The organism is Aeromonas sp. Marseille-Q7275 (assembly GCF_965119515.1).
In genome coordinates, this window is sequence record NZ_CBCPLW010000009.1 from 64,740 (window position 1) to 85,552 (window position 20,813).

Genomic DNA, 20,813 nt, shown 5'->3' on the forward strand with positions numbered 1-20,813 from the left:
TCCCGCCTTTTTGCATCTTCTCCCTGCGCCTCTGGCATCAGGCCAGCCAGCGCAAGCGAGCATCTACCCCCCGCGTCAAATCATCCAGCAACGGCAGCATCAGCAAGGGATCCTCCCCCCTGGGCTCGGAGGCGAGCTTGCCCTGCCAGCGTTCCCGCCCGAGAGCAGACAGATTGTCATACACGGCGGGATCCAGCGCCGGTGTCCGGTTGACCAGCGGGGGAGATCGCAGCGCCAGCCAGAGCCGCACATCGGCCATGCAGCCCCCCTGCTGCAGGCGCTCGTTGAGTGCCCAGGCGCCGGATTCCCCCGGCTCGCCCGCCAAGGCGGCCTCGGGCATCAAACCGAAACGGGTGCGCCATGTCTGCTCTTGCTGCGGCGCCGCCGGCGCGTCCCCAAACCAGGGTTGCTCCTCGACCGCATCGGTCAGCAGCGCCAGGTGCAGCCGGAAGTCGGCCCTGTCTCCCTGACGGAGATCCTGGTTGAGCCGCTGGCCCAATTGGGCTTCATCGACGAGCAATCGATCACGAATGGCACTGGGCAGCATGGGATAAATCTTGGAAATAAGGGTTTCATTGCTTATCGGCCGTCAACCCAATCCTTTAAGCATTAAAAATCCCTGCCAAGGGGTTCACAAGCGCGACAGATCTGTTAGTATGCGCCTCGCACTTGGGGAGGGGTTCCCGAGCGGCCAAAGGGATCAGACTGTAAATCTGACGGCTCTGCCTTCGAAGGTTCGAATCCTTCTCCCTCCACCATTCAAGTGCCACAATCAGGTCATGCCCCGTGGAGGGGTTCCCGAGCGGCCAAAGGGATCAGACTGTAAATCTGACGGCTCTGCCTTCGAAGGTTCGAATCCTTCTCCCTCCACCACTCTTCTGAAGACCCGGCCTGGCGCCGGGTTTTTGCTTTTTCGGGCATCCCAATCCTGCCCTGCCCTGCCCTGCCCTGCCCTGCCAGAATGCTCCATGAAAAACGGGAGGCCAAGGCCTCCCGTTTTCGTGCTCATCCCCTTCACAGGGTGAAGCGATAGAAGATGTCTACCGCCTGGGCCACCCCGCTCATGGCCTGCAGATAGAGTCTGGGCATCAGCTCGTAGCGCAGCTTGAACTCGGCGATGGGGCTGAACACCCCGACGCCGTACTGGAACTGCAAGCCGGGCAGCAGGTAGGCAGACAGGGTCACCTGGGTATCATCACCGCTCCCTGCGGTGTCGAGTGCCACATCGCTCATGCCCAGCGACTCCCCGATGCTGGAGACCACCCCACTCGCCTGGCTCACCGCCCCCGCCACCAGCAGGCCGTTGAAGCCGCCATCCTCGCCACTGGTCTGCAGCCCCTTGCCGCGCAGCAGGTAGGAGAGCTGCTCGGACTGCGCCATCTGCGGCTCGGAATAGACGGTGATCTTCGGCTTGGCCGCCGGTCCCGTCACCCGGACCCCGACGGTGACGTTGTCCTCTATGGTGTCGGGGTCCCGGTAGGTCTCTATGTTGAGATAGGGCTGATCGATGGGGCCGGAGAAGAGGATCCGCCCCTCCTTGATGATGAGGTTCTGGCCGTAGGCCTTGAAGCGTCCATCTTTCAGCTCCAGCTGACCATTGCCCGACATGGGCTTGGAAGGATCCTGGCGAATGCCGAGCGCCCCCGTCACCTTGGTCTTGAGCCCCATGGCCTCCAGCCGGACGTCGTCACCGAGCCGGATGGCGAGCTTGATCTCCATCGGCAGGGGCTCCGCCTTGGGCACCGGCGGCAGATCGTCATAGATGACGGTCACGTCATCCGAGACCGCCACCGCACTCTCCGGCAGTGTCTTGACCAGGATGCGCGACCAGGGGATGTCCACCTGACCGCTGACCCTGGTCTCCTCCCCCAGGGAGATGGCGATGTCAGGCGTTACCCTGACCCGACCCATGCCCGGGTACTGGGCTTCCAGATCCTTGCCCTTGATGGTGAGGCTGCCGGTCACCGGCAGCCTGGCCCAGCTCAGCCAGCCCCCCAGCGCGAGCGGCCCCTTGCCCACCAGCATGGATCCGTCGAGTTCGGCCCGGTTGCCGTCTATCTTGAGGCGGGTCACCAGCCTGGAGAGGGTCACCATGTCGGAGTGGGTCTGCACCTCCCCCTCCAGCAGGTTCAGCTCACCGTACAGCAGGGGCGCGGCCAGGGTGCCATCGAAGCGGGCATCCGCCGAGATGAAGCCTTGCAGGGAGCGCACCTCGGGGATGAGGGGGGCAAAGGTCGCCAGCTTGAGGTCGTCAAACTTGAGCTGACCCGACAGCTGGCCACGGCCAGCGGGCTCCTTTATCAGCAGATCCGTGTCTATGTTACCTATCTGTCTGGAGGCGAAATCGAGCCGGATGGCGGCCTGCTGGCGTTCGAAATCGACCCCGAGCTCGAGGCGCTGGTACTCGGTCTTGATCTCGTCGGCCACCAATGTACCCGGCGTGGTGCGCACTGTGGCGTGCAGGGTCGGCTGGCTGCCGCGCCAGCTGGCGCGCCCGTCCGCCGACAGCACCGCCTGCCAGCGGAAGTTGTCCGGCAACCAGGGGCGCAGCCGCTTGAGGTCGAACTCGCTCAGGGCAAACTCCAGGCTGCCCTGGGCGGCCGAGATCTGGCTGCCCTTGACGCAGAGGCTGGCCTTCTGGGAGCCCAGGCAGAGGTCCCCCATGGTCAGCTGTTGTCTGGGCAAGTCCAGATCCAGGGACCAGGGGGCGGTCAGGGACCAGCGCTTGAGCGGGGTCTTCACCTTGAGCTCGGAGAGGGTGCCGCGCCAGCGATCCCCGCGCAGGCTGCCACTCAGACGCAGGTCCGCAGCCACCGGATCCCCCTTCATGGTCAAGGTGAGCCCGTGGCGGTCGAGATCGCCACTCAGGTTCAGGGCTATCTTGGAGAGCGCCGTCGTCCCCTGCACCAGGCTCGCCACCGTCAGGGCCAGCTCGCCAGCCGGTTTCTCCCCCACCAGGGCGTTGCCCTTGATGACAGTCTCTTTCAGCACGGTTCCGGCATAGGAGAGGCGGCTCGAGACCAGATCCGCATTCACCCTCGGCGCCTGCTGGTTGCCGGTGACGCGCACCTGTCCCTTGAGGTCGCCCCCAAGGCCGGGGTAGATGCCGCCGAGCTTGGGGGCATCTATCTGGGCATCCAGCTTCCAGGCCTGGGCGGTGAGCGCCCCCTTGGCCTGCAACTGGTTGGGACCGCTTTGCAGCGCCAGGGCCGGGATGGTCCACTCCATCTTGTCGTTGCCGCTGAGGGCGCCCTTGAGCGCCAGCGGATACTGGTTGAGCTTGCCGTCCACCTTGAGCTCCGGCAGGGCCAGCTGCCAGTGGCCCGCCTCGTCAAGCTCGAAGCGGCTCGCTATCTTGCCCGCCAGCGTCCCCTTGATCTCGGGCACCAGCTCGGCCGGGTTGATCCCCTTGAATTCGGTGGTCCCCTGCCACTGGACGCCCTTGCGCCAGGCGAGCTTGCCATCGAGTCTGAGCTCCCCCTTCAGGGCGCCCAGCAGCAGCTTTATCTGGCTCAGCTGCTCCAGATCCCCCTTGCCCGAGAGCGCCAGCTTGAAGGGGGGCACGTCCGTGCCCTTGCCGGCGGTGTCGAGTGCAAACTGATAGCCAGAGAGCTTGCCCTTGGCGCTCAGGCTGCCCTTGTCCAGCCGATAGCTCGGCTCATCCTTGGCCGGTTTGTGCAGCGGCCAGCCGAGGCTCTTCCAGTCCAGCGCCAGATCGAAGGGCAAGTCGGGATCCAGCGTCGCCAGCGTCCCCTTGAGGTTGGCCGCGATCGGCCCCTTGGCCTTGAGCGCCAGCCCCAGCTTGCCCACGGAGCCATCCAGGGTCAGGTTCGCCTGCTCGGTGTCGAGCTCCCACTGCTTGAGCCCCTTGCGGGCCTTGGCATCCAGGGTCAGGGCGAGGGGATAATCCGAGGTCAGGCTGACATGGCCCTTGAGCGCCAGATCCGCCATGGCGTGGCGCAAGGAGAGCTCCCGCACCTCGATGCGCTCATCCTGGGCCTTGGCCGACAGCAGCAGCTTGTCGAGCCCCTCGACGAGCTCCCCCTGCTGATAGCGCACCCGGGTCGCCGCCAGGCCTTCCAGCTGGATGGGGAATGGCAGGCGGATCTCGGGCAGCAGGATGGGGGCGGCCGCCTCTGGCTTCGCCTTGGCGGTCGCGGTCTCCTTGGGCTCGGCCTTGGTCGCGCCCTGCGCCTTGGCCGTCTTGCTGGCGGCCGGCTTGGCCGCCTCGTCGGCAGCAGGAGCCTCGGCCAGGGTCAGGTTCAGGCCATCGAGCACGGGCCCGCGCACTATGAGCCCCTTGCGATCCAGGGTGGCGCCTATCTCCAGATCCTTGAGGGTCACCCCAACACCGGGCACGTCCAGGTCCAGATCCGTCACCTTGAGGCTGTCCACCTGGATGCGCAGTGGCAACGGGCGCCAGACGAAGGGCTCGGTGGGCTCTTCCGGCACAGGCTCAGCGTCGGCGACCTTCACCACAGGGTGGGTGACCGTCAGGGATTTTATCCAGAGCTTGCCCTGCAGCAGCTTGCCAAGATCCCAGTCCAGCACGGCCCGCTCGACGGTGACGTCCACCAGCTCGTCCTGCCAACCGACCCCTTCCAGGGTCCAGCCATAGCCGAGTTGGCCCGCCACCAGCTCCCCCTTGAGGGAGGGCAGCGCCCCTTTGGCCTGCTGCCACAGCCACTTGTTGCCCTGATGGGTGAAGCCCAGCAGGCTGACGCCGATGAGCAGCAGGAAGACGAGCCCCATGAGCCACAAGAAAATACGCTTTACCCAGATCACAGCGCAGACCCCCGAGAAAGAGGCAGCCGCAGCGGCCAGGAGAGAGAAGAGAGAGGATGAGTGGGTTCAAACCAGATCATAATTCAGGCCCCAGCGCGAAATGCAGCCGCAACGGCTTGTCCTCCTCCGAGATGGCCACCGCCAGATCCAGCCTGACCTGGCCGATGGGCGTCACCCAGCGCACCCCGACCCCGGTGCCTATCTTCCAGGCCTCGCTGTAGTCCACGGTGGCCGTGCCGCCATCCACGAACAGGGCGCCGAGCCACTTGTCGCTGAAGCGGTAGTTGTACTCCAGGCTGCCCACGCTGGTGTAGCGCCCGCCGGTGAGCTTGCCATCCTCGTCCTTCGGCGAGACCGTCTCATAGCCGTAGCCACGTATGGTCTGATCGCCGCCGGTGAAGAAACGCAGGGAAGGGGGCACCAGGGAGAAGTCATCCCCTATGATGGCCCCCTGCTCGACCCGCATCAGGAAGCGGTGATCCTCCCCCAGGGTGCGCAGCCACTTGCTGCGCCCCCACACCCGCATGAAGTTGATGTCCGAGCCCCAGTAGGGGCTGGAGAATTCCGTCGTCAGCTGCTGACGATCCCCCCACTCCGGCACCAGGCCGCCGCGCACCCGCAACCGTGACCAGGAGACCCCGGGGATCAGCAGCAGACTGTTCCCCTCGTCGTTGCCCTGCACGTAGCGCTCGTTCTCCAGCCGGATGAAGACGTCCCTGTCCCAGCTCTCCGGCCGCCGCTTCCAGCGGTGCACGCCGAAGGTGGCCAGATCGGAGCGGGTATCGTTGTTGTCGGTGTACTGGTAGCCGGCCTGCAGGGAGTAGTAGTCCCGCAGCGGGTTGCCGACCGGGATCTGGTAGTCGAAACTGAGCTCCGCCTCCGGGGCCGAGATCTTGGCGGTGCTGGAGAGGCTGTGGCCGTAGCGGTTGACCCAGGGCTTCTCCCAGGTGGCACTCAGGCGCGGCCCCACGTCCGTGGCATAGCCGATACCGGTTTCGATCTCGTGGTCGACCCGGTTCGAGAGGGTCACCTGCACCGGCACCCGATTGCCCTCGGCCTGGCTTATCATGGGCTTGATGTCCACCTGCTTGAACAGCTTGGTGGAGGAGACATCCTGGGACATCTCGGCCAGCCGGATCGCCAGATAGGGGTCGCCACTCTTGATGTTGATGAGCGGCCGGATGAGGCGCAGGGCCTCCGGCGTCGCATCGTAATTGATCTCGCCGAAGTGATAGCGGGGACCGGAGCGGAACAGGATATAGATCTCGGCCTTGCCCTGATCCGGGAAGACCTTCACCTGGCTCTTGCTGATCTTGGCGTCAAAATAGCCCCGCGCCAGCCCCAGGCTGCCGAGATCCGCCTTGATGGACTCGTACTTGCCGTGGTTGAGGGGATCCCCCTCCTTCAGGGGCAGCTTGTCCAGCAGCTCGCTGTAGACCTCGTCGCTGCCCGCCTCCCCTTCCAGCAGAATGTCGAGGCGCGAGATGAGCACTGGCTCCCCCCGCGCTATCTCGATCACCACCCTGGCGGGGGATTTCTTGTCGCGAGCGAGGGTGATCTTCGGCTGGTAGTAGCCATAGACCTGCAGGGCTTTCTGCACGCTCTCGGTGATCTTGGCACGGGCGGGACGGTACTGGCGCTCCTGGTAGACCGGCAGGGCATTGAGATAGGCCTCGACGTTATCCTTCTGCTCCCCCTTGATGCCCTTGATCTGATAGGTCAGCTTGGCCGCCATGGCGGGGGTCACCAGCAGCCACAGAGAGAGGGCGAGCAGCAAGGTGCCGAGCCCGGGGCGACGGGTTCGCCCGGGTGAGGTGAACCCGGCAGGCAAAATAGGATGGCATCCTGTCAAACGTCAATTTCCCCGAATAACATAAGTAAAAAACTGTTCGATTTAGAATGATAATGGGGCCCACCCCAGGCGAGCGCGGCTCATCCTAGCATAAGCGCAGTCGCGAAATCCCCCTCTCCCCCGGGGCTGGCATCCTCTTCCGGGGCCGGCGTTCACCGGGAACTGAGAGGGAAAACGGCCCACCAGCGGGGAAAGTGCGCACTCTCCCGGCAAGGGTCGTACAAAAAAACGGCACCCAGGCCCGATGCCGGCAGCGCCTTCCCGTCGCCGCCCGTGGCGCAGCTGCGCTCGCCACGCGACAACCCCTGTCGGACTACCCCGGACCTTGAGACCCAGGATCCCCTGACAGGCTTGACATCACCGTCTGGCGCCCCCATTGCCATATCCTGCTATTGAACAGGAAAATAAGTTTAAATCAACAACTTGAATAGGTGGCACTAAAGCTTCGTTCAATCCAATCGATTTATCCCGCTGCCACTGCCACCTTCCCTGCCCCACACTGATGTCATCAAATCGCAGGAGAGATCCCATGCACTTACGTAGCGAACAACTGGCTGACTACATAGCCGACCGACTCGAATTCGTCACCTTCCTGGCCTGTTGCAGTGCCCTGCTGGCCCTGTTGACCGGCATGAACGGTCAGCAGGCCCTGGCCTTCACCGCCCTCAACCTGCCCTTCGGTCTCGCCCTGCTGCTGGGGCTGGCCATGCTGGCACCGCTGCCGGTCCACTGGCGCCTGCCCGGGATAGCCCTGCTGCTGGTCGGCGGCGCCCTGCTCACCCTGCAGCTCGGCGGCGACTGGCTCAATCCCCTGGCCATCTGGAGCCTCTACGCCCTGCTGGGGCTGGAGATCCTCTGGCAGTCTCGCCCCAGGGCACGTCTGGCGACCCATCCCCGCGGCTGATGTGCCGCCGGCGGGGCTGACGCGCGCGCCGAATTGGAGTACCCTTGCGCCCCCTTTACCCTCGCCGAGGAGCGTTCCGATGAAAAAAGCCTGTGCTCAGCACATCCTGGTCAAGACCGAGAAAGAGTGTCTCGAGATCAAGGAAAAACTCGCCAAGGGTGCCGACTTCGGCCAGATGGCCAAGCGCTTCTCCACCTGCGCCTCCGCCAAGCGCAGCGGCGATCTGGGGGAGTTCTCCAAGGGGGACATGGTCAAGGCCTTTGACGATGCCGTCTTCAAGGGGGAACTCCTGACCGTGCTGGGGCCGGTGCGCACCAAGTTCGGCTTCCACCTCATCAAGGTGCTCTACCGCAACTGAGGGCCCTCCCCGCGCCCCAGCCCTGACAAGGGCTCGGCCGGCTTCCTGCCCGGCCGACTCCTGGCCACCGCCCTGCAGCCCCCGCGCCCGGGGCGGCAAAAAGCGCCAAGATAAAGATAATTTACTAACGTTATCAGATAATTAAGTTTATCCTTCTGGGCATTGCTCCATCATAACCAGTGGATCCTGCATATGCACAGCTATTTGTGGTGGCCCCTGCTGGCCTGGTTGCTGCCCCTGGGGGGCGCCCTCGGCAGCCGGGCCCATCTCTGGCCCTGGTGGCTCGGTTTCGCCCTCTGCCTCGCGAGCGCCCTGATCAGCCTCTGGCTCCTGCTGCGCCTGCCCTGGCGCTACCGCAGCTCCCCCTGTCTGTGGGCGGATGCCTGGGGTATAGCCCCCCTGCTGCTGCCCCTGCTGTTTGTCATTCAGGCGCTGCGCTCGCCACTCACCAACGACGTCAGCACGGATCCCCATCATCCGCCCCGTCTGCTGTGGGCCGAGCAGCTGAGGACGGCTGAGGATCTCCCCGTCAATGCCCCCCCCTTGCAAGTTTTCCCCGGCAACCCCGGTCCTCTCTATACCCGAGCCTCCCCGGCCGAGGTGATCGCCGAAGCGGACGAGCTGATGACGGAGCTCGGCTGGCGGGTGCGCCCGAGCCCGGACGGCCTCGATGCCGTGGTCACCACCGGCTGGTTCGGCTTTGAGGATGACGTGGCGCTGCGAGTCTTCGCCGGGCCGAAAGAGACCCGGGTCGACATGCGCTCCGCCTCCCGTCAGGGGCGCAGCGATCTGGGGGTCAACCGGGCACGGATCCAGAACTTCCTGACCCGGCTCAACGAGCGGCTGGGGGGCGCCTACAAACCCAAGATGCAGAAAATGGAACAAGAGGAATAACATGCGCGTTGAGGTCAAGCCTGATCGGGAATATGCCTGGTTTATCCGCCCCTTTTTCTGGCTGCAGCAACGCAACTACGGTCAGGTGCTGATCCCGGGCAAGTGCTGGGGCCGCTCGCCGCGCCTGTTTGCCGCCGTCGCCACCCTCTACGGCGTCATCAACCGCAAGCGCTCCCCCATAGACCCCGTGCTGCGCTCCCTGGTGACGGTGCGGGTCTCCCAGCTCAACTGGTGCCGCTTCTGCGTCGACATCAACGCTATGACCCTCATCAAGCGCGCCGGCTCCAGCGACAAGGTGGAGGCGCTGGCCCAGTGGCGCCAAAGCCCCCTGTTCGATGAGCGCGAGCGGGCGGTGCTCGACTACACCGAGGCCATGACGGGGCTGGACGGAGTGAGCGACCAGCAGGCAGCCCGCCTCAAGCCCTGGTTCGATGACGATGCCCTGGTGGAGCTCACCGGCCTCATCGCCTTCCAGAACATGTCGGCCAAGTTCAATGCCGCCCTCGACATCGCCCCCCAGGGCTTCTGCCAGTTGCCGGTGCAGCCCGAACGCCCGGCGCCCTCCGACAGGGACGGCCAATGAGCCGGGGCCGCCTGCTGCTGTTGCTGATGATGGGGGGTCTGATCGGCGCCTTCTTCGCCTTCGATCTCGATGCCTACCTCAGCCTCCCCCGGTTGCAGGCCCACCAGGAGCAAGCCTCGGCCTGGGTGCAGGCGCACTTCGGCCAGGCGGCCCTGCTGTTCACGCTCCTCTACGTGGCAACCACTGCCCTCTCCCTGCCCGGCGCCGCCCTGCTGACCCTGGGGGGCAGCGCCCTGTTCGGCGTCGGCTGGGGGCTGCTGCTGGTCTCCTTTGCCAGCACCCTGGGGGCCACGCTGGCCTTTCTCAGCGCCCGCTTCCTGCTGCGCGACTGGGTGAGCCGCCGCTTCGGCGACAAGCTGGCCACCTTTGAAGCCGGCATGGCGAAGGATGGGGCCTTCTACCTGCTGAGCCTGCGCCTCATCCCCCTCTTCCCCTTCTTTCTGGTCAACCTGCTGATGGGGCTCACCCCCATCAGAGTCAGTACCTACTACTGGGTCAGCCAGCTCGGCATGCTGCCGGGCACCTTGGTCTATGTGCTGGCGGGCAGCGAGCTCGCCACCCTCACCAGCACGGGCAAGATCCTCTCCCCCGGCCTGGTGGCGGCCCTGACCCTGCTCGGCCTGATGCCCTGGCTGATGCGCTGGCTGCAACGCAGGCTCGCCCTGCGCCGCCTGCACGCCCCCTATCGCAAGCCGGCTCGCTTCGACTACAACCTGCTGGTGATCGGTGCCGGTGCCGGAGGCCTGGTCACCAGCTACATCGCCGCCGCGGTCAAGGCCAGGGTGGCACTGATAGAGCAGCACAAGATGGGGGGGGATTGCCTCAACACCGGCTGCGTTCCCTCCAAGGCGCTGATCCGAAGCGCCCGCTTCGCCGCTGAACAGCGCAAGGCCGGCGAGCTTGGCTTCAGCCCCAGTCAATCACAGGCCGATTTTTCCGCCGTGATGGCACGGGTGGCGACGGTGATCAAGGAGGTCGAGCCCCACGACTCGGTTGAACGCTATCAGGGGCTGGGAGTGGAGTGCATCCAGGGCCGGGCCCGCCTCGTCTCCCCCTGGGAGCTGGAGGTGGACGGCAGACGCCTGAGCAGCCGCCACATCGTCATCGCCACCGGCGCCAGGCCTATTGTGCCCAAGCTGCCGGGTCTCGAGCAGGTGCCCTACCTCACCTCTGACAGCCTCTGGCAGCTGCGCGAACCGCCCCGCCACCTGCTGGTGCTCGGCGGCGGCCCCATCGGCTGCGAGCTGGCTCAGAGCCTGGCCCTGCTCGGCATTCCCGTCACCCTGGTGGAGCTCGCCGATCAGCTGCTGCCCCGGGAAGAGCGGGAGGTGGCCGAGGCGCTGGCCGAACAGATGAGCCGCGACGGCGTGCGGCTGCTCACCGGCTGGCGGGCGGAGCGCGCCGACTACGAGCCCACGGCCGAGGGCACGCTGCCTGTCCGGCTGCAACTGCGCCGGGGGGAGGAAACGCAACTGGTGGAAGGGGATCAGCTGCTGCTGGCCCTGGGCCGGGTCGCCAACGTGAGCGGCTTCGGGCTCGAAGAGCTGGGGGTGGAGCTGGCCCCCCGTGGCACCATAGCAGTCGATGGCTTCCTCGCCACCAACTACCCCAGCATACTGGCGGTGGGAGACGTAGCGGGCCCTTACCAGTTCACCCACTTCGCCGCCCATCAGGCCTGGTATGCGGCGGTCAACGCCCTGTTTGGCCAGTTCAGACGCTTCAAGGCGGACTATCGCGTGATCCCGGCGGCCACCTACACCAGCCCCGAGATTGCCCGGGTCGGCCTCAACCGCAAGGAGGCCGAGGCCCAAGGCATTCCCTTCGAGGCGACCCGTTTCGAGCTGGCCAAGCTGGATCGTGCCATCACCGACGGGGAGCGCCACGGCTTTATCGAGGTGCTGACGGAGCCGGGCAAGGATAAAATCCTCGGCGCCACCATAGTGGGCACTCACGCCGGCGAGCGGATCGCCGAGTTTGTGCTCGCCATGCGCCACCGCCTGGGGCTTGGCAAGATCCTGGGCACCATCCACGCCTATCCCACCCTGATGGAGGGGAACAAATACGTGGCGGGCGAGTGGAAGCGGGCCCACCAGCCCACCCGCCTGCTGGCCCTGCTGGCCCGTTATCACAGTTGGCGCCGCGGCGCCTGAGCCCACGAGACCCTCACCATGTTCAAGACCCGAGTTCGCGCCCTGCTCCGTCCCCTGCTCGCCGCCCCCCTGCTGCTGGCGACCCAGCTCCACGCCGCCGAGACCACCTGGCAACAGACCCTCGCCGAAGCGAAGGGCCAGCGCGTCTATTTCAATGCCTGGGGCGGCAGCCCGGAGATCAACGCCTACCTGGGGTGGGCGGGTCAGGAGATTGAGCGCCAGTACGGGGTCACCCTGGTGCAGGTGAAGGTGGATGACATCGCCCAGAGCGTCAGCCAGCTGCTGGCCAGCAAGCAGGCAGGCAAGACGTCGGGCGGCCCCATCGACCTGCTCTGGGTCAACGGGGAGAACTTCAAGGCGCTCAAGGAGCAGGGGCTGCTGGGGGCCCCCTTCACCCAGGATCTGCCGAACATGGCACTGGTGGACACCAAGCTGCCGGTGCACGAGGACTTCACCCTGCCGGTCGCTGGGCTAGAGGCCCCCTGGGGCATAGGCCAGCTCAATCTGATGGTCGACACGGAGGAAGTCACCACAGTGCCCACCTCGGCGGCCGAGCTGCTCGCCTGGGCCAAGGCCAATCCTGGCCGCTTCACCTACCCCAAGCCACCCCATTTTCATGGCTCGAGCTTCCTCAAGCAGATCTTGCTGGAGCTGACCGCCGATCCTGCGCCCCTCTATCGGGAGGCGAGCGACGCCGACTTTGCCCGCCTCACGGCCCCGCTCTGGGGCTGGCTCGATCAGCTGCACCCCGTGCTCTGGCGCAAGGGCAAGCTGTTCCCCACCAGCGCTGCCGAGACCAAACAGTTGCTCGATGACGGCGAGCTGGCCATGGCCATCAGCTTCAACCCTGGCGAGGCCCAGAGTTCGGTGCAAAACGGCACCCTGCCCCCTGCGGTGAGGTCCGTTGCCATGGCCAAGGGGGCCCTGACCAACAGCCACTTCCTCGCCATCCCCTTCAACGCCAGCGCCCGGGCCGGCGCCAAGGTGGTGGCCAACTTCCTGCTGAGCCCCACCGCCCAGGCCCGCAAGGCGGATCCCGCGTTCTGGGGCGACCCCAGCGTGCTGCGCCAGGATGCCCTGCCGGGGAACCGTCAGCCGGCCCTGCGCTTCAAGGCGGTGGCCGAACCCCATCCCAGCTGGCAGACCCGGCTGGAAGCGGCCTGGGCCGAACGCTACGGCCACTAGACCATGAGCATCCGGCCCTGGCGCCTCCTCTTTCTCCTGCTGTGCGCCCTGTCGCTGGCCGCGCCTGTCGCCGGCGGTCTGCTGCTCCTGCTGCTTGAAGGCCTGGCCAAAGGCCATGTCAGCCTGCTGCTCGCCCAGCCCGGGCTCTGGCACTCGCTGGGCCTGAGCCTCTGGGTGGCGGGGGCCTCCACCCTGGGGGCCCTGCTCTTCACCGCCCTGCTGCTCGCCCGGGGGGAGGGGCGACCCTGGATGCGCGGGTTGCGCAGCCTGCTCTCCCCCCTGCTGGCCCTGCCCCACGTCGCCTTCGCCATCGGCGTGGCCTTCCTGCTCGCCCCCTCCGGCTGGTTGCTGCGCCTGATCTCCCCCGCCCTCACGGGCTTTGACTTGCCGCCCGACTGGCAGACCCTGAGAGATCCCTGGGGGCTCGGCCTCATTCTGGCGCTCATCTTGAAAGAGACCCCCTTTCTGCTGCTGATGGCGCTCTCGGCCCTCGACCCCGTCCGAGTCAGCCGCCAGCAGTGGCTTGGGCAAACCATGGGCTTCAGCGGGCCGCAGATCTGGTGGCGCCTGCTGCTGCCCGCGCTCTGGCCCGCCCTGCGCCTGCCCCTCTATGCGGTGGCGGCCTATGGCCTGGGGGTGGTGGATCTCGCCCTGCTGCTGGGGCCAGATGCCCCTGCCCCCATGGCGGTGCGGCTCTGGCTCTGGTATCAGGACCCGGACCTCCAGTGGCGCGGGGCCAGCGCCAGCGGCGCCCTGCTGCTGCTGGCGCTCAACCTCTTGCTGCTCGCCGCCCTGCGGCTGCTGGAGTGGAGCCACGGGGCGCTTGGCAAGGCCCGCTGGCTGGACGGCAGGCGCAGCCTCCCCTCGCCCTGGCCCGAGCGCCTCACCCGGGCCGGGGTCTGGGCCCTGCTCGCCATCAACCTGCTGGTGCTGGCCTCCCTGCTGCTCTGGTCCCTGGCCCGGCGCTGGTCCTTCCCCGCACTCTGGCCCAGCGAATGGAGCGGCCGCCACTGGCTGGAGCTGCTGCCCACCCTGGGACCCCTGCTGTGGCAGAGCCTGTGGCTGGCCCTGCTCTGCGCCGGCCTCTCGCTGCTGCTGGCGGTGCTCGCCCTGGAGGCCCAGCAGGGCCGCCGTCCCCACCACAGCCAGTGGCCACTCTGGCTCATCTGCCTGCCGCTGCTGCTGCCCCAGGCCAGCCTGCTGTTCGGACTGCGCCTGCAGATCGACTGGCTCGGCGGCGTCGACGGCATAGGACCGGGCTGGGTGCTGTGGAGCCAGCTGCTGTTCGTCTTCCCTTACGTCTATCTCTGCCTGCACGGCCCCTATCGCCAGTTCGACGATCGCCTCACCCGGGCGGCACTCTCCCTCGGGGCCAGCCCCTGGCGCGCCTGGTGGCAGGTGAAGGGGCCGCTGCTGGCGCGGCCGCTGCTGTTCGCCTTCGGGGTCGGGGCGGCGGTGAGCCTGGCCCAATACCTGCCCACCCTGCTGTTTGGCGCGGGCCGCGTGATCACCATCACCACCGAGGCGGTGGCCATAGGCAGCGGCCTCAACCGGCGACTGGCTGGCCTCTATGGCCTGCTGCAACTGCTGTTGCCACTTTTCATCTACGGCCTGGTGCTCTGGCTGCCCCGCCGTATCAACCCCGCACTGAGGCATTGACATGCTGCATACCACCGAGCTCACCCTCTACCTGGATGACCAGCCCCTGCTGACGCTGCCCCCCCTGACGGTGGCCCCCGGCGAGGTGCTGACCCTGATGGGCCCGAGCGGCTGCGGCAAGAGCTCCCTGCTGGCGGCTCTGGCGGGGGTGCTGCCCCCTGGGCCCATCCGGCTGGCGGGGGAGGTACGGCTCGGCGAGCGGCTGCTCACCCCCCTGTCACCCCAGGCGCGGCGCATCGGCATGCTGTTTCAGGACGATCTGCTGTTTGCCCATCTGACGGTGGCAGAGAACCTGATGTTCGGCATGCCGGCTCATCTCGGGGGGAGGGCGGCGAGACGGGCCCGCGCCCTAGAGGCGCTGGCAGAGGTGGGGCTGGCAGGGCAGGCGGACAAACTGCCGGGCCAGCTCTCCGGCGGTCAGAAGGCGCGCGTCGGCCTGCTGCGGGCCCTGCTGGCAGAGCCAGAGGCCCTGCTGCTGGACGAGCCCTTCTCCCGGCTGGACAAGCCGCTGCGCGCGGCCTTCAGAACCCTGGTGTTCGAGCGGCTCAAGACGCTCGGCATGCCCGCCCTGCTGGTCACCCACGACGAGGAGGATGCCCCGGGGGCTATCCTGACACTCACCACTCCCTGCTTGACCAAAGAGGACACCGACCTTGTTTGATCGCCACCTGATCCCCCTCATTCGCCGCCCCCTCCAGCTGCTGGCCGCCCCCCTGTGCCGGGCCGGGCTCAGCGCCAACCAGATAAGCCTCACCGGCTTTGCCGTCGGCATGCTGGCCTTGCCGCTGCTGGCACTGGGCTGGCACGGCTGGGCCCTCGCCGCCATCCTGTTCAACCGGCTGCTGGACGGTCTGGATGGGGCCGTGGCGCGCCAGACGGGGATCACCGACTGCGGCGGCTTCCTCGACATCAGCCTCGACTTCATCTTCTATGCCGCCGTGGTGCTGGGCTTTGCCCTCGGTGCCCCCGCCAACGCCCTGCCCGCCGCCACCCTGCTGTTCGCCTTCATGGGCACCGGCTCGAGCTTCCTCGCCTTTGCCATCATGGCGGGCAAGCGCGGCATCGAGAATCCGGTCTACCACCACAAGTCCCTCTACTACCTGGGCGGCCTCACCGAGGGGAGCGAGACCATAGCCCTGTTCGTGCTGATGTGCCTGTGGCCCGCCGCCTTCGCCCCGCTCGCCTATGGCTTCGCCCTGCTCTGCGCCATCACCACCCTGACCCGGCTCTGGAGCGGCTATCACACCCTGCGTTGAGAGGAGAGGGGCCTGTCGGTGAATTCAGCGGCGGATGAATATGGGCCCCAGGCCCTGCACTGAGCACTTGCGCATGGACGCCAATGTTTTACCATGACGACACTCTTTTTCAGGCTCACGAGAACCATATGCGTCGCCTTCTCCTCACCCTCTCCCTGTTCCCTCTGCTGTATGGCTGCAGCAGCACACCGGCCCCCAAGCCCGTGGTCAAGCCGCAGCCCCAGAGCGCCTTCATCAATCAGACGCCGCCGAGCAAACCTTTCTACCAGCAGGGGGTCAGCAAGGGAGACTTCGCCAACCGCAGCAACGTGGATCAGTTCGTGCAGCGCATGGTCGACAAGCACGGCTTCAACGGCGCCGAGCTGCATCGGGTGCTGGCCCAGGCCGAACGCTACGACTGGATCATCCGGCTGATGGACGCCCAGGCGCCCACCACCACGCCCCCCACAGGGCCGACCGGCGCCTGGAATCGCTACCGCGCCAAGTTCATCACCCCGGACAATGTGCAAAACGGCGTCAGCTTCTGGCGTGAGTACGAGAGCGAGCTCAATCGGGCGCAGCAGATCTACGGGGTGCCTCCCGAGATCATCGTCGGCATCATAGGGGTGGAGACCCGCTGGGGCCGGGTGATGGGCAAGACCCGCATCCTGGATGCCCTGGCGACCCTGGCGTTCGACTATCCGCGCCGGGCGACCTTCTTCACCGGCGAGCTGGAGGCCTTCCTGGTGATGACCCGGGATGAGGGCATGGATCCCACCGAACCCAAGGGTTCCTACGCCGGCGCCATGGGCTATGGCCAGTTCATGCCGTCGAGCTTCCGCAGCTATGCGGTGGACTTCAACGGCAATGGCCACACCAATCTGTGGGATCCGGTGGATGCCATCGGCAGCGTGGCCAACTACTTCAAGGCCCATGGCTGGGAGAAGGGGCAACCGGTGGCGGTGCGCGGTCAGGGCCAGCTGCCCGGCTATGAGCACGGCTTCCAGACCCGCTACCCGGTCGCCACCCTGCGCGGCGCCGGGCTGGCCCCCACAGCGTCGCTCGGCAACCACAAGGAGGCGAGCCTGCTGCGCCTGGACGTGGGCACCGGCTATCAGTACTGGTACGGCCTGCCGAACTTCTACGCCATCACCCGCTACAACCACAGCACCCACTACGCCATGGCGGTGTGGCAGCTGGGTCTGGCGGTCAGGGACGCCAGAGGCGGCTACTGAGCCAGCCCCACCCAACGAAAACGGGCCCATCGGGCCCGTTTTGCTATTCGTTTTCCAGCAGCCAGCGCTTGAGCAGAGCGGCCAGTTGCCCCTGCTCCTCATCCGTCAGCGGGGCCAGCAGGCGCCGCTCGTTCGCCACGTGGCGCTCCACCGCCTGGTCAACCAGCTCCCGCCCCGGCTCCGTCAGGCAGACCAAGAGGCTTCGCCTGTCATCGGGGGAGGCTTCACGTCTTATCAGGCCACGCTGCTCCAGCTTGTCGAGCCTGGCCGTCATGGCCCCCGAGCTCAGCATGGCGGACTGGTAGAGGGCGGTCGGGGTCAGCGGCTCGCCGGCCCGGCGCAGGGTCGCCAGGATGTCGAAGTCTGAGCCCAGCAGGCCGCACCCCTTGAGCTCTTCACTCACCTCGCGCCCGGCGATGGCCGCCATGCGCGCCACCCGCCCCAGCACTCCCATGGGAGAGCAGTCGAGATCCGGTCGCTGCCGCGCCCACTGGGCCAGCAGCAGGTCTACATGATCACTATCCATTCCGGCTCCATTATCTTTTCGAAAAGATACTTGATAATAAACTAACTCGCGGCTAATTTATCTTTACTTGAAGATACTTCATTGCGAGACAACCATGCCACTGCTGATTGCCCTGCTCGCCCCCCTGCTCTGGGGCAGTACCTATGCCGTCGTCAGCCTCTACCTGACCGACTACTCCCCCTACTGGGTGGCCGTCTGGCGGGCGCTGCCGGCCGGCGTACTGTTGTTGCTGCTCCATCCCCGCCGGCCGCCGCTCACCTGGAACCGGCAGTTTCTGCTGGCGTTTTGCAACATCACCGCCTTCTTCGCCCTGCTGTTCGTGGCGGCCTATCGCCTGCCGGGGGCGGTGGCGGGCACCCTGGGCGCCACCCTGCCCCTCATTCTGATGGGGCTGGCCTGGTGGCAGGACGGCAAGCGGCCCAGCCTGAAGTGGCTGCTGCTGGGACTGATGGGGCTCGCGGGTGTGCTCCTGCTGCTCAACCCCTCCGCCAATCTGGATCCCGTCGGCGTGGCCTGCGCCCTGCTGGCCACCCTGCTCATCGGCCAGTCCAGCCGCTGGATGCAGCGCTGGCCGGTGAGCGATCTGCTGGCGCTGACCGCCTGGCAACTGCTGCTCGGGGGCCTGATGCTGATCCCGCTCGCCTGGTGGCTGGCGGGCCCCATGCCGCTGCCCCAGCCGGCGAGTGCCCCTGGGCTCATCTGGCTTATTATGCTCAACACGGCGCTGGCCTACTGGGCATGGCTGTGGGGGCTCAAGCGCCACGGTCCAGAGGTGATGGGCATGCTGGCCCTCACCAACCCCATGGTGGCGGTCTCCTTCGGCGTGCTGCTGGTGGGAGAGACCCTGGACGGCCGCCAGTGGCTCGGTATCGCGGTGATCCTGCTCTCCCTGTTCCTGATGAAGCTGCCGACCCGCCCCCTCTTCAAGGGCGGGCAGGCTACCAAGGCTTGCCCAGACCAGCCGGGAAATGGCTGATCGGGCACCAGATCCCCACCTGGCACACAGCAAAAAGGAGCCGATATGGCTCCTTTTTATGCGCTTCAGTGACTGGCTTCAGGCTCAGACGCCGGCCTTGGCCAGGGCCGCGGAGACGATCTGTTGGGCCTCCTGCTGAATCTGGTCCAGGTGCGCCTCGCCCTTGAAGCTCTCCATGTAGATCTTGTAGATGGACTCGGTGCCCGAGGGGCGCGCCGCGAACCAGCCGTTCTCGGTCACCACCTTGAGGCCACCGATGGCGGCGTCGTTGCCGGGGGCCTTGGTCAGCTTGGCAAGGATGGGCTCGCCGGCCAGGGTCGAGGCTTCCACCAACGCCGGATCCAGCTTGGAGAGCACCGCCTTCTGGGCACTGTTGGCGGGAGCGTCGATGCGGCGGTAGCTGGAGCGACCGAACTTGGCTTCCAGGGCATCGTAGTGGGCCTGGGGATCCTTGCCGGTCACGGCCAGGATCTCGGCGGCCAGCAGCGCCAGGATGAAGCCATCCTTGTCTGTGGTCCAGACGGTGCCGTCCTTGCGCAGGAAGGAGGCGCCTGCGCTCTCCTCGCCGCCGAAGCCAAACTCACCGCTGAAAAGACCATCCACGAACCACTTGAAGCCGACCGGCACCTCTTTCAGGGTGCGGCCGATCTCGCCGGCGACCCGGTCGATCATGGACGAGGAGACCAGCGTCTTGCCGACGGCCGCCGTCTTGGGCCAGCCGGTTCTGTGGGTGAACAGATACTGGATGGCCACCGCCAGATAGTGGTTCGGGTTCATCAGACCCGCCTTGGTGACGATGCCGTGACGGTCGTAGTCAGGGTCATTGCCAAGGGCGATGTCGAACTTGTCTTTCAGGGCAATCAGGCCCGCCATGGCGAAGGGGCTGGAGCAGTCCATCCGGATCTTGCCGTCCTTGTCCAGGGTCATGAAGGAGAAGGTCGGGTCGACGCGATAGTTGACCACCTCTATGTCCAGATCGTAGCGCTTGGCGATCACATCCCAATAGGCGACGCCGGAGCCCCCCAGCGGATCCACACCGATCTTGATGCCGGCGCGCTTGATGGCGGCCAGGTCCAGCACGTTCTCAAGATCGTCCACATAGGGGGTGACATAGTCGTGTTCGACCACGAACTCACTGGCCAGGGCCTCGGCGAACGGCATCCGCTTCACGCCGGCCAGACCGGCTTCCAGAATGGCGTTGGCGCGGTCTTCCACCCACTTGGTGATCTCCCCTTCGGCAGGACCGCCGTGGGGAGGGTTGTACTTGAAGCCACCGTCTTCCGGCGGGTTGTGGGACGGGGTGATCACCACGCCGTCCGCCAGGGCCGCCGGCTTGCCTGCGTTATGGCGCAGGATGGCGTGGGAGATGACCGGGGTCGGCGTGAAGCCCAGACCAGCCTGGATGCGGGTCTCGACGCCATTGGCCGCCAGCACTTCCACCGCGCTGGAGAAGGCGGATTCAGAGAGGGCGTGCGTGTCCATGCCCACAAACAGCGGGCCCTGGATGCCGGCCTGCTGGCGATACTCCACCAGCGCCTGGGTCACCGCCAGGATGTGGGATTCGGTGAAGGCGTTGTGCAGGGCGCTGCCGCGGTGGCCGGAGGTGCCAAAGGCTACCCGCTGCTCGGGGCGGCTCATGTCCGGCTTGTTGAGGTAGTAGGCGCTGACCAGACGGGGAATGTTGGTCAGATCGCTTAAACGGGCCGGCTGACCGGCGTGGGGATGCTGTGCCATGGCGTTTTCCTTGAGCAGAAGCCTTGCCCGGCAAGGCCTTGAGTCGTTGATGCGTTAAACGGTGCCGCACACCCGAGCCGTCAGAGCCTCGTCATAACCCATGCTGGTCATCAGCTGGGCCACCATGTTCTGCTTGCGACTGGTGTTGGTGTTGGTGATGACCCAGAACGGGGTATCCGGCACCTGCTTGGGCTTGGTGGTGCTGCCACTGGCACGCAGCGCCTCGGGATCCCGGGAGAAATAGACGCGCTTGCGCCCCTTGATCTCGGTCGCCTGAGTGAAGCTCTCCGGGTTGTCCCGGTACAGGGTGCTGAGCACCAGCATGAAGCGGTTGATGGACTTCTCTTCTTTTTGCAGCTCGCCGGAATCGAGCAGGGCTTCCAGTCCCATGGCATCGGCCAGGGGTTGAGGCTGAGCAACAGGCGCGGCCGGCACTGTCGTCCCCGCCTTGACGGGCTGTTCCAGCAGACGGCGCAGGATATCGGAAGCACTCTCGCCGATGTGCCGGGTCTGGCTGGCGATAAAGAAGTAGAGATCGTCATCAAGCTCGATGGTTTTCATAGGGATGCGCTGGACTCGTCGAAATTCGGATGCGGCGATTATACATAGGCAGACCCGGCAGCCCAAGGGAGGGGCTGGCAGATGTGCATGAATCTCGGTGAGAATACGGCATAATGGCGAGCCAAGTGTGTGATCCCCCGCACTGATAACCGATCCCGGGCCGTTTTTTTGGAAAA

At 66.1% G+C, this 20,813-nt stretch carries 17 protein-coding genes and 2 tRNA genes; 13 read left to right on the forward strand and 6 right to left on the reverse strand.

The genetic code is table 11. The features are described from left to right. Positions 1-37: 37 nt before the first annotated feature. Entirely contained in the window at positions 38-547 is a 510-nt protein-coding gene (locus ACWPWQ_RS10360; RefSeq protein ID WP_454009720.1) for a VC2046/SO_2500 family protein, read from the reverse strand. A gap of 126 nt (positions 548-673) precedes the next feature. Here ACWPWQ_RS10360 and ACWPWQ_RS10365 point away from each other — a divergent pair. Both ACWPWQ_RS10365 and ACWPWQ_RS10370 read left to right on the forward strand, forming a co-directional pair. Further along, positions 674-758: transfer RNA gene (locus tag ACWPWQ_RS10365), tRNA-Tyr, on the forward strand. A 30-nt stretch (positions 759-788) separates the two neighbouring features. Continuing rightward, positions 789-873 (forward strand) — tRNA-Tyr (locus tag ACWPWQ_RS10370). 141 nt (positions 874-1,014) lie between these two features. Here the strand turns inward: ACWPWQ_RS10370 and tamB are convergent. Together tamB and tamA are read right to left on the reverse strand one after the other, a co-directional pair. Next, positions 1,015-4,785 (reverse strand): autotransporter assembly complex protein TamB, encoded by a 3,771-nt coding sequence (tamB, locus tag ACWPWQ_RS10375; RefSeq protein WP_454009721.1) that lies wholly within the window; start codon positions 4,783-4,785, stop codon positions 1,015-1,017. Between the two features lie 76 nt (positions 4,786-4,861). Continuing rightward, on the reverse strand, positions 4,862-6,637 hold the full coding sequence (tamA, locus tag ACWPWQ_RS10380) for an autotransporter assembly complex protein TamA (protein ID WP_139436419.1): 1,776 nt from the start codon (positions 6,635-6,637) through the stop codon (positions 4,862-4,864). Positions 6,638-7,166: 529 nt separating this feature from the next. On the opposite strand from tamA, the gene ACWPWQ_RS10385 reads away from it, so the two are divergent. The 10 genes from ACWPWQ_RS10385 to mltB all read left to right on the forward strand — a co-directional run bounded on the left by ACWPWQ_RS10385 (position 7,167) and on the right by mltB (position 16,840). Continuing rightward, positions 7,167-7,541, forward strand: coding sequence for a hypothetical protein (locus ACWPWQ_RS10385; RefSeq protein ID WP_139436421.1), 375 nt, complete (start codon positions 7,167-7,169; stop codon positions 7,539-7,541). Positions 7,542-7,620: 79 nt separating this feature from the next. Continuing rightward, complete coding sequence (locus ACWPWQ_RS10390) at positions 7,621-7,899, forward strand: peptidylprolyl isomerase (RefSeq protein ID WP_042650241.1); 279 nt, start codon at positions 7,621-7,623, stop codon at positions 7,897-7,899. Positions 7,900-8,091: 192 nt separating this feature from the next. Beyond that, the gene (locus tag ACWPWQ_RS10395) at positions 8,092-8,793 is read left to right on the forward strand and encodes a DUF1499 domain-containing protein (protein WP_454009722.1); all 702 of its coding nucleotides are present in this window, start codon (positions 8,092-8,094) and stop codon (positions 8,791-8,793) included. A 1-nt stretch (position 8,794) separates the two neighbouring features. After that, the gene (locus ACWPWQ_RS10400) at positions 8,795-9,376 is read left to right on the forward strand and encodes a carboxymuconolactone decarboxylase family protein (RefSeq protein ID WP_139436425.1); all 582 of its coding nucleotides are present in this window, start codon (positions 8,795-8,797) and stop codon (positions 9,374-9,376) included. Beyond that, positions 9,373-11,526: an FAD-dependent oxidoreductase gene (locus tag ACWPWQ_RS10405; protein ID WP_454009723.1), complete on the forward strand. Its 2,154-nt coding sequence runs from the start codon at positions 9,373-9,375 to the stop codon at positions 11,524-11,526. The genes ACWPWQ_RS10400 and ACWPWQ_RS10405 overlap by 4 nt, the downstream gene beginning before the upstream one ends. 18 nt (positions 11,527-11,544) lie before the next feature. Then, positions 11,545-12,711 carry an ABC transporter substrate-binding protein gene (locus ACWPWQ_RS10410; RefSeq protein ID WP_454009724.1) on the forward strand — a complete coding sequence of 389 codons (1,167 nt, stop codon included), beginning with the start codon at positions 11,545-11,547 and terminating at the stop codon, positions 12,709-12,711. Positions 12,712-12,714: 3 nt separating this feature from the next. Then, entirely contained in the window at positions 12,715-14,370 is a 1,656-nt protein-coding gene (locus ACWPWQ_RS10415; protein WP_454009725.1) for an ABC transporter permease subunit, read from the forward strand. A gap of 1 nt (position 14,371) precedes the next feature. After that, on the forward strand, positions 14,372-15,031 hold the full coding sequence (locus tag ACWPWQ_RS10420; RefSeq protein ID WP_454009726.1) for an ATP-binding cassette domain-containing protein: 660 nt from the start codon (positions 14,372-14,374) through the stop codon (positions 15,029-15,031). After that, the gene (locus ACWPWQ_RS10425; RefSeq protein ID WP_319917738.1) at positions 15,024-15,626 is read left to right on the forward strand and encodes a CDP-alcohol phosphatidyltransferase family protein; all 603 of its coding nucleotides are present in this window, start codon (positions 15,024-15,026) and stop codon (positions 15,624-15,626) included. Before ACWPWQ_RS10420 ends, ACWPWQ_RS10425 begins: the two co-directional genes overlap by 8 nt. A 128-nt stretch (positions 15,627-15,754) precedes the next feature. Further along, a complete protein-coding gene (gene mltB, locus ACWPWQ_RS10430; RefSeq protein ID WP_139436436.1) occupies positions 15,755-16,840 on the forward strand; it encodes a lytic murein transglycosylase B in 1,086 nt (361 codons plus the stop codon). Between the two features lie 43 nt (positions 16,841-16,883). Here the strand turns inward: mltB and ACWPWQ_RS10435 are convergent, their stop codons facing one another. Continuing rightward, positions 16,884-17,366 (reverse strand): MarR family winged helix-turn-helix transcriptional regulator, encoded by a 483-nt coding sequence (locus tag ACWPWQ_RS10435; protein ID WP_319917737.1) that lies wholly within the window; start codon positions 17,364-17,366, stop codon positions 16,884-16,886. 94 nt (positions 17,367-17,460) lie between these two features. On the opposite strand from ACWPWQ_RS10435, the gene ACWPWQ_RS10440 reads away from it, so the two are divergent. Next, positions 17,461-18,342, forward strand: coding sequence for a DMT family transporter (locus tag ACWPWQ_RS10440; protein WP_454009727.1), 882 nt, complete (start codon positions 17,461-17,463; stop codon positions 18,340-18,342). 84 nt (positions 18,343-18,426) lie between these two features. On the opposite strand, the gene pgm is transcribed toward ACWPWQ_RS10440, so the two are convergent. Beyond that, the gene (gene pgm / locus ACWPWQ_RS10445; protein ID WP_454009728.1) at positions 18,427-20,076 is read right to left on the reverse strand and encodes a phosphoglucomutase (alpha-D-glucose-1,6-bisphosphate-dependent); all 1,650 of its coding nucleotides are present in this window, start codon (positions 20,074-20,076) and stop codon (positions 18,427-18,429) included. Positions 20,077-20,130: 54 nt separating this feature from the next. After that, on the reverse strand, positions 20,131-20,637 hold the full coding sequence (gene seqA / locus ACWPWQ_RS10450) for a replication initiation negative regulator SeqA (RefSeq protein ID WP_307765509.1): 507 nt from the start codon (positions 20,635-20,637) through the stop codon (positions 20,131-20,133). Positions 20,638-20,813 lie beyond the last annotated feature (176 nt).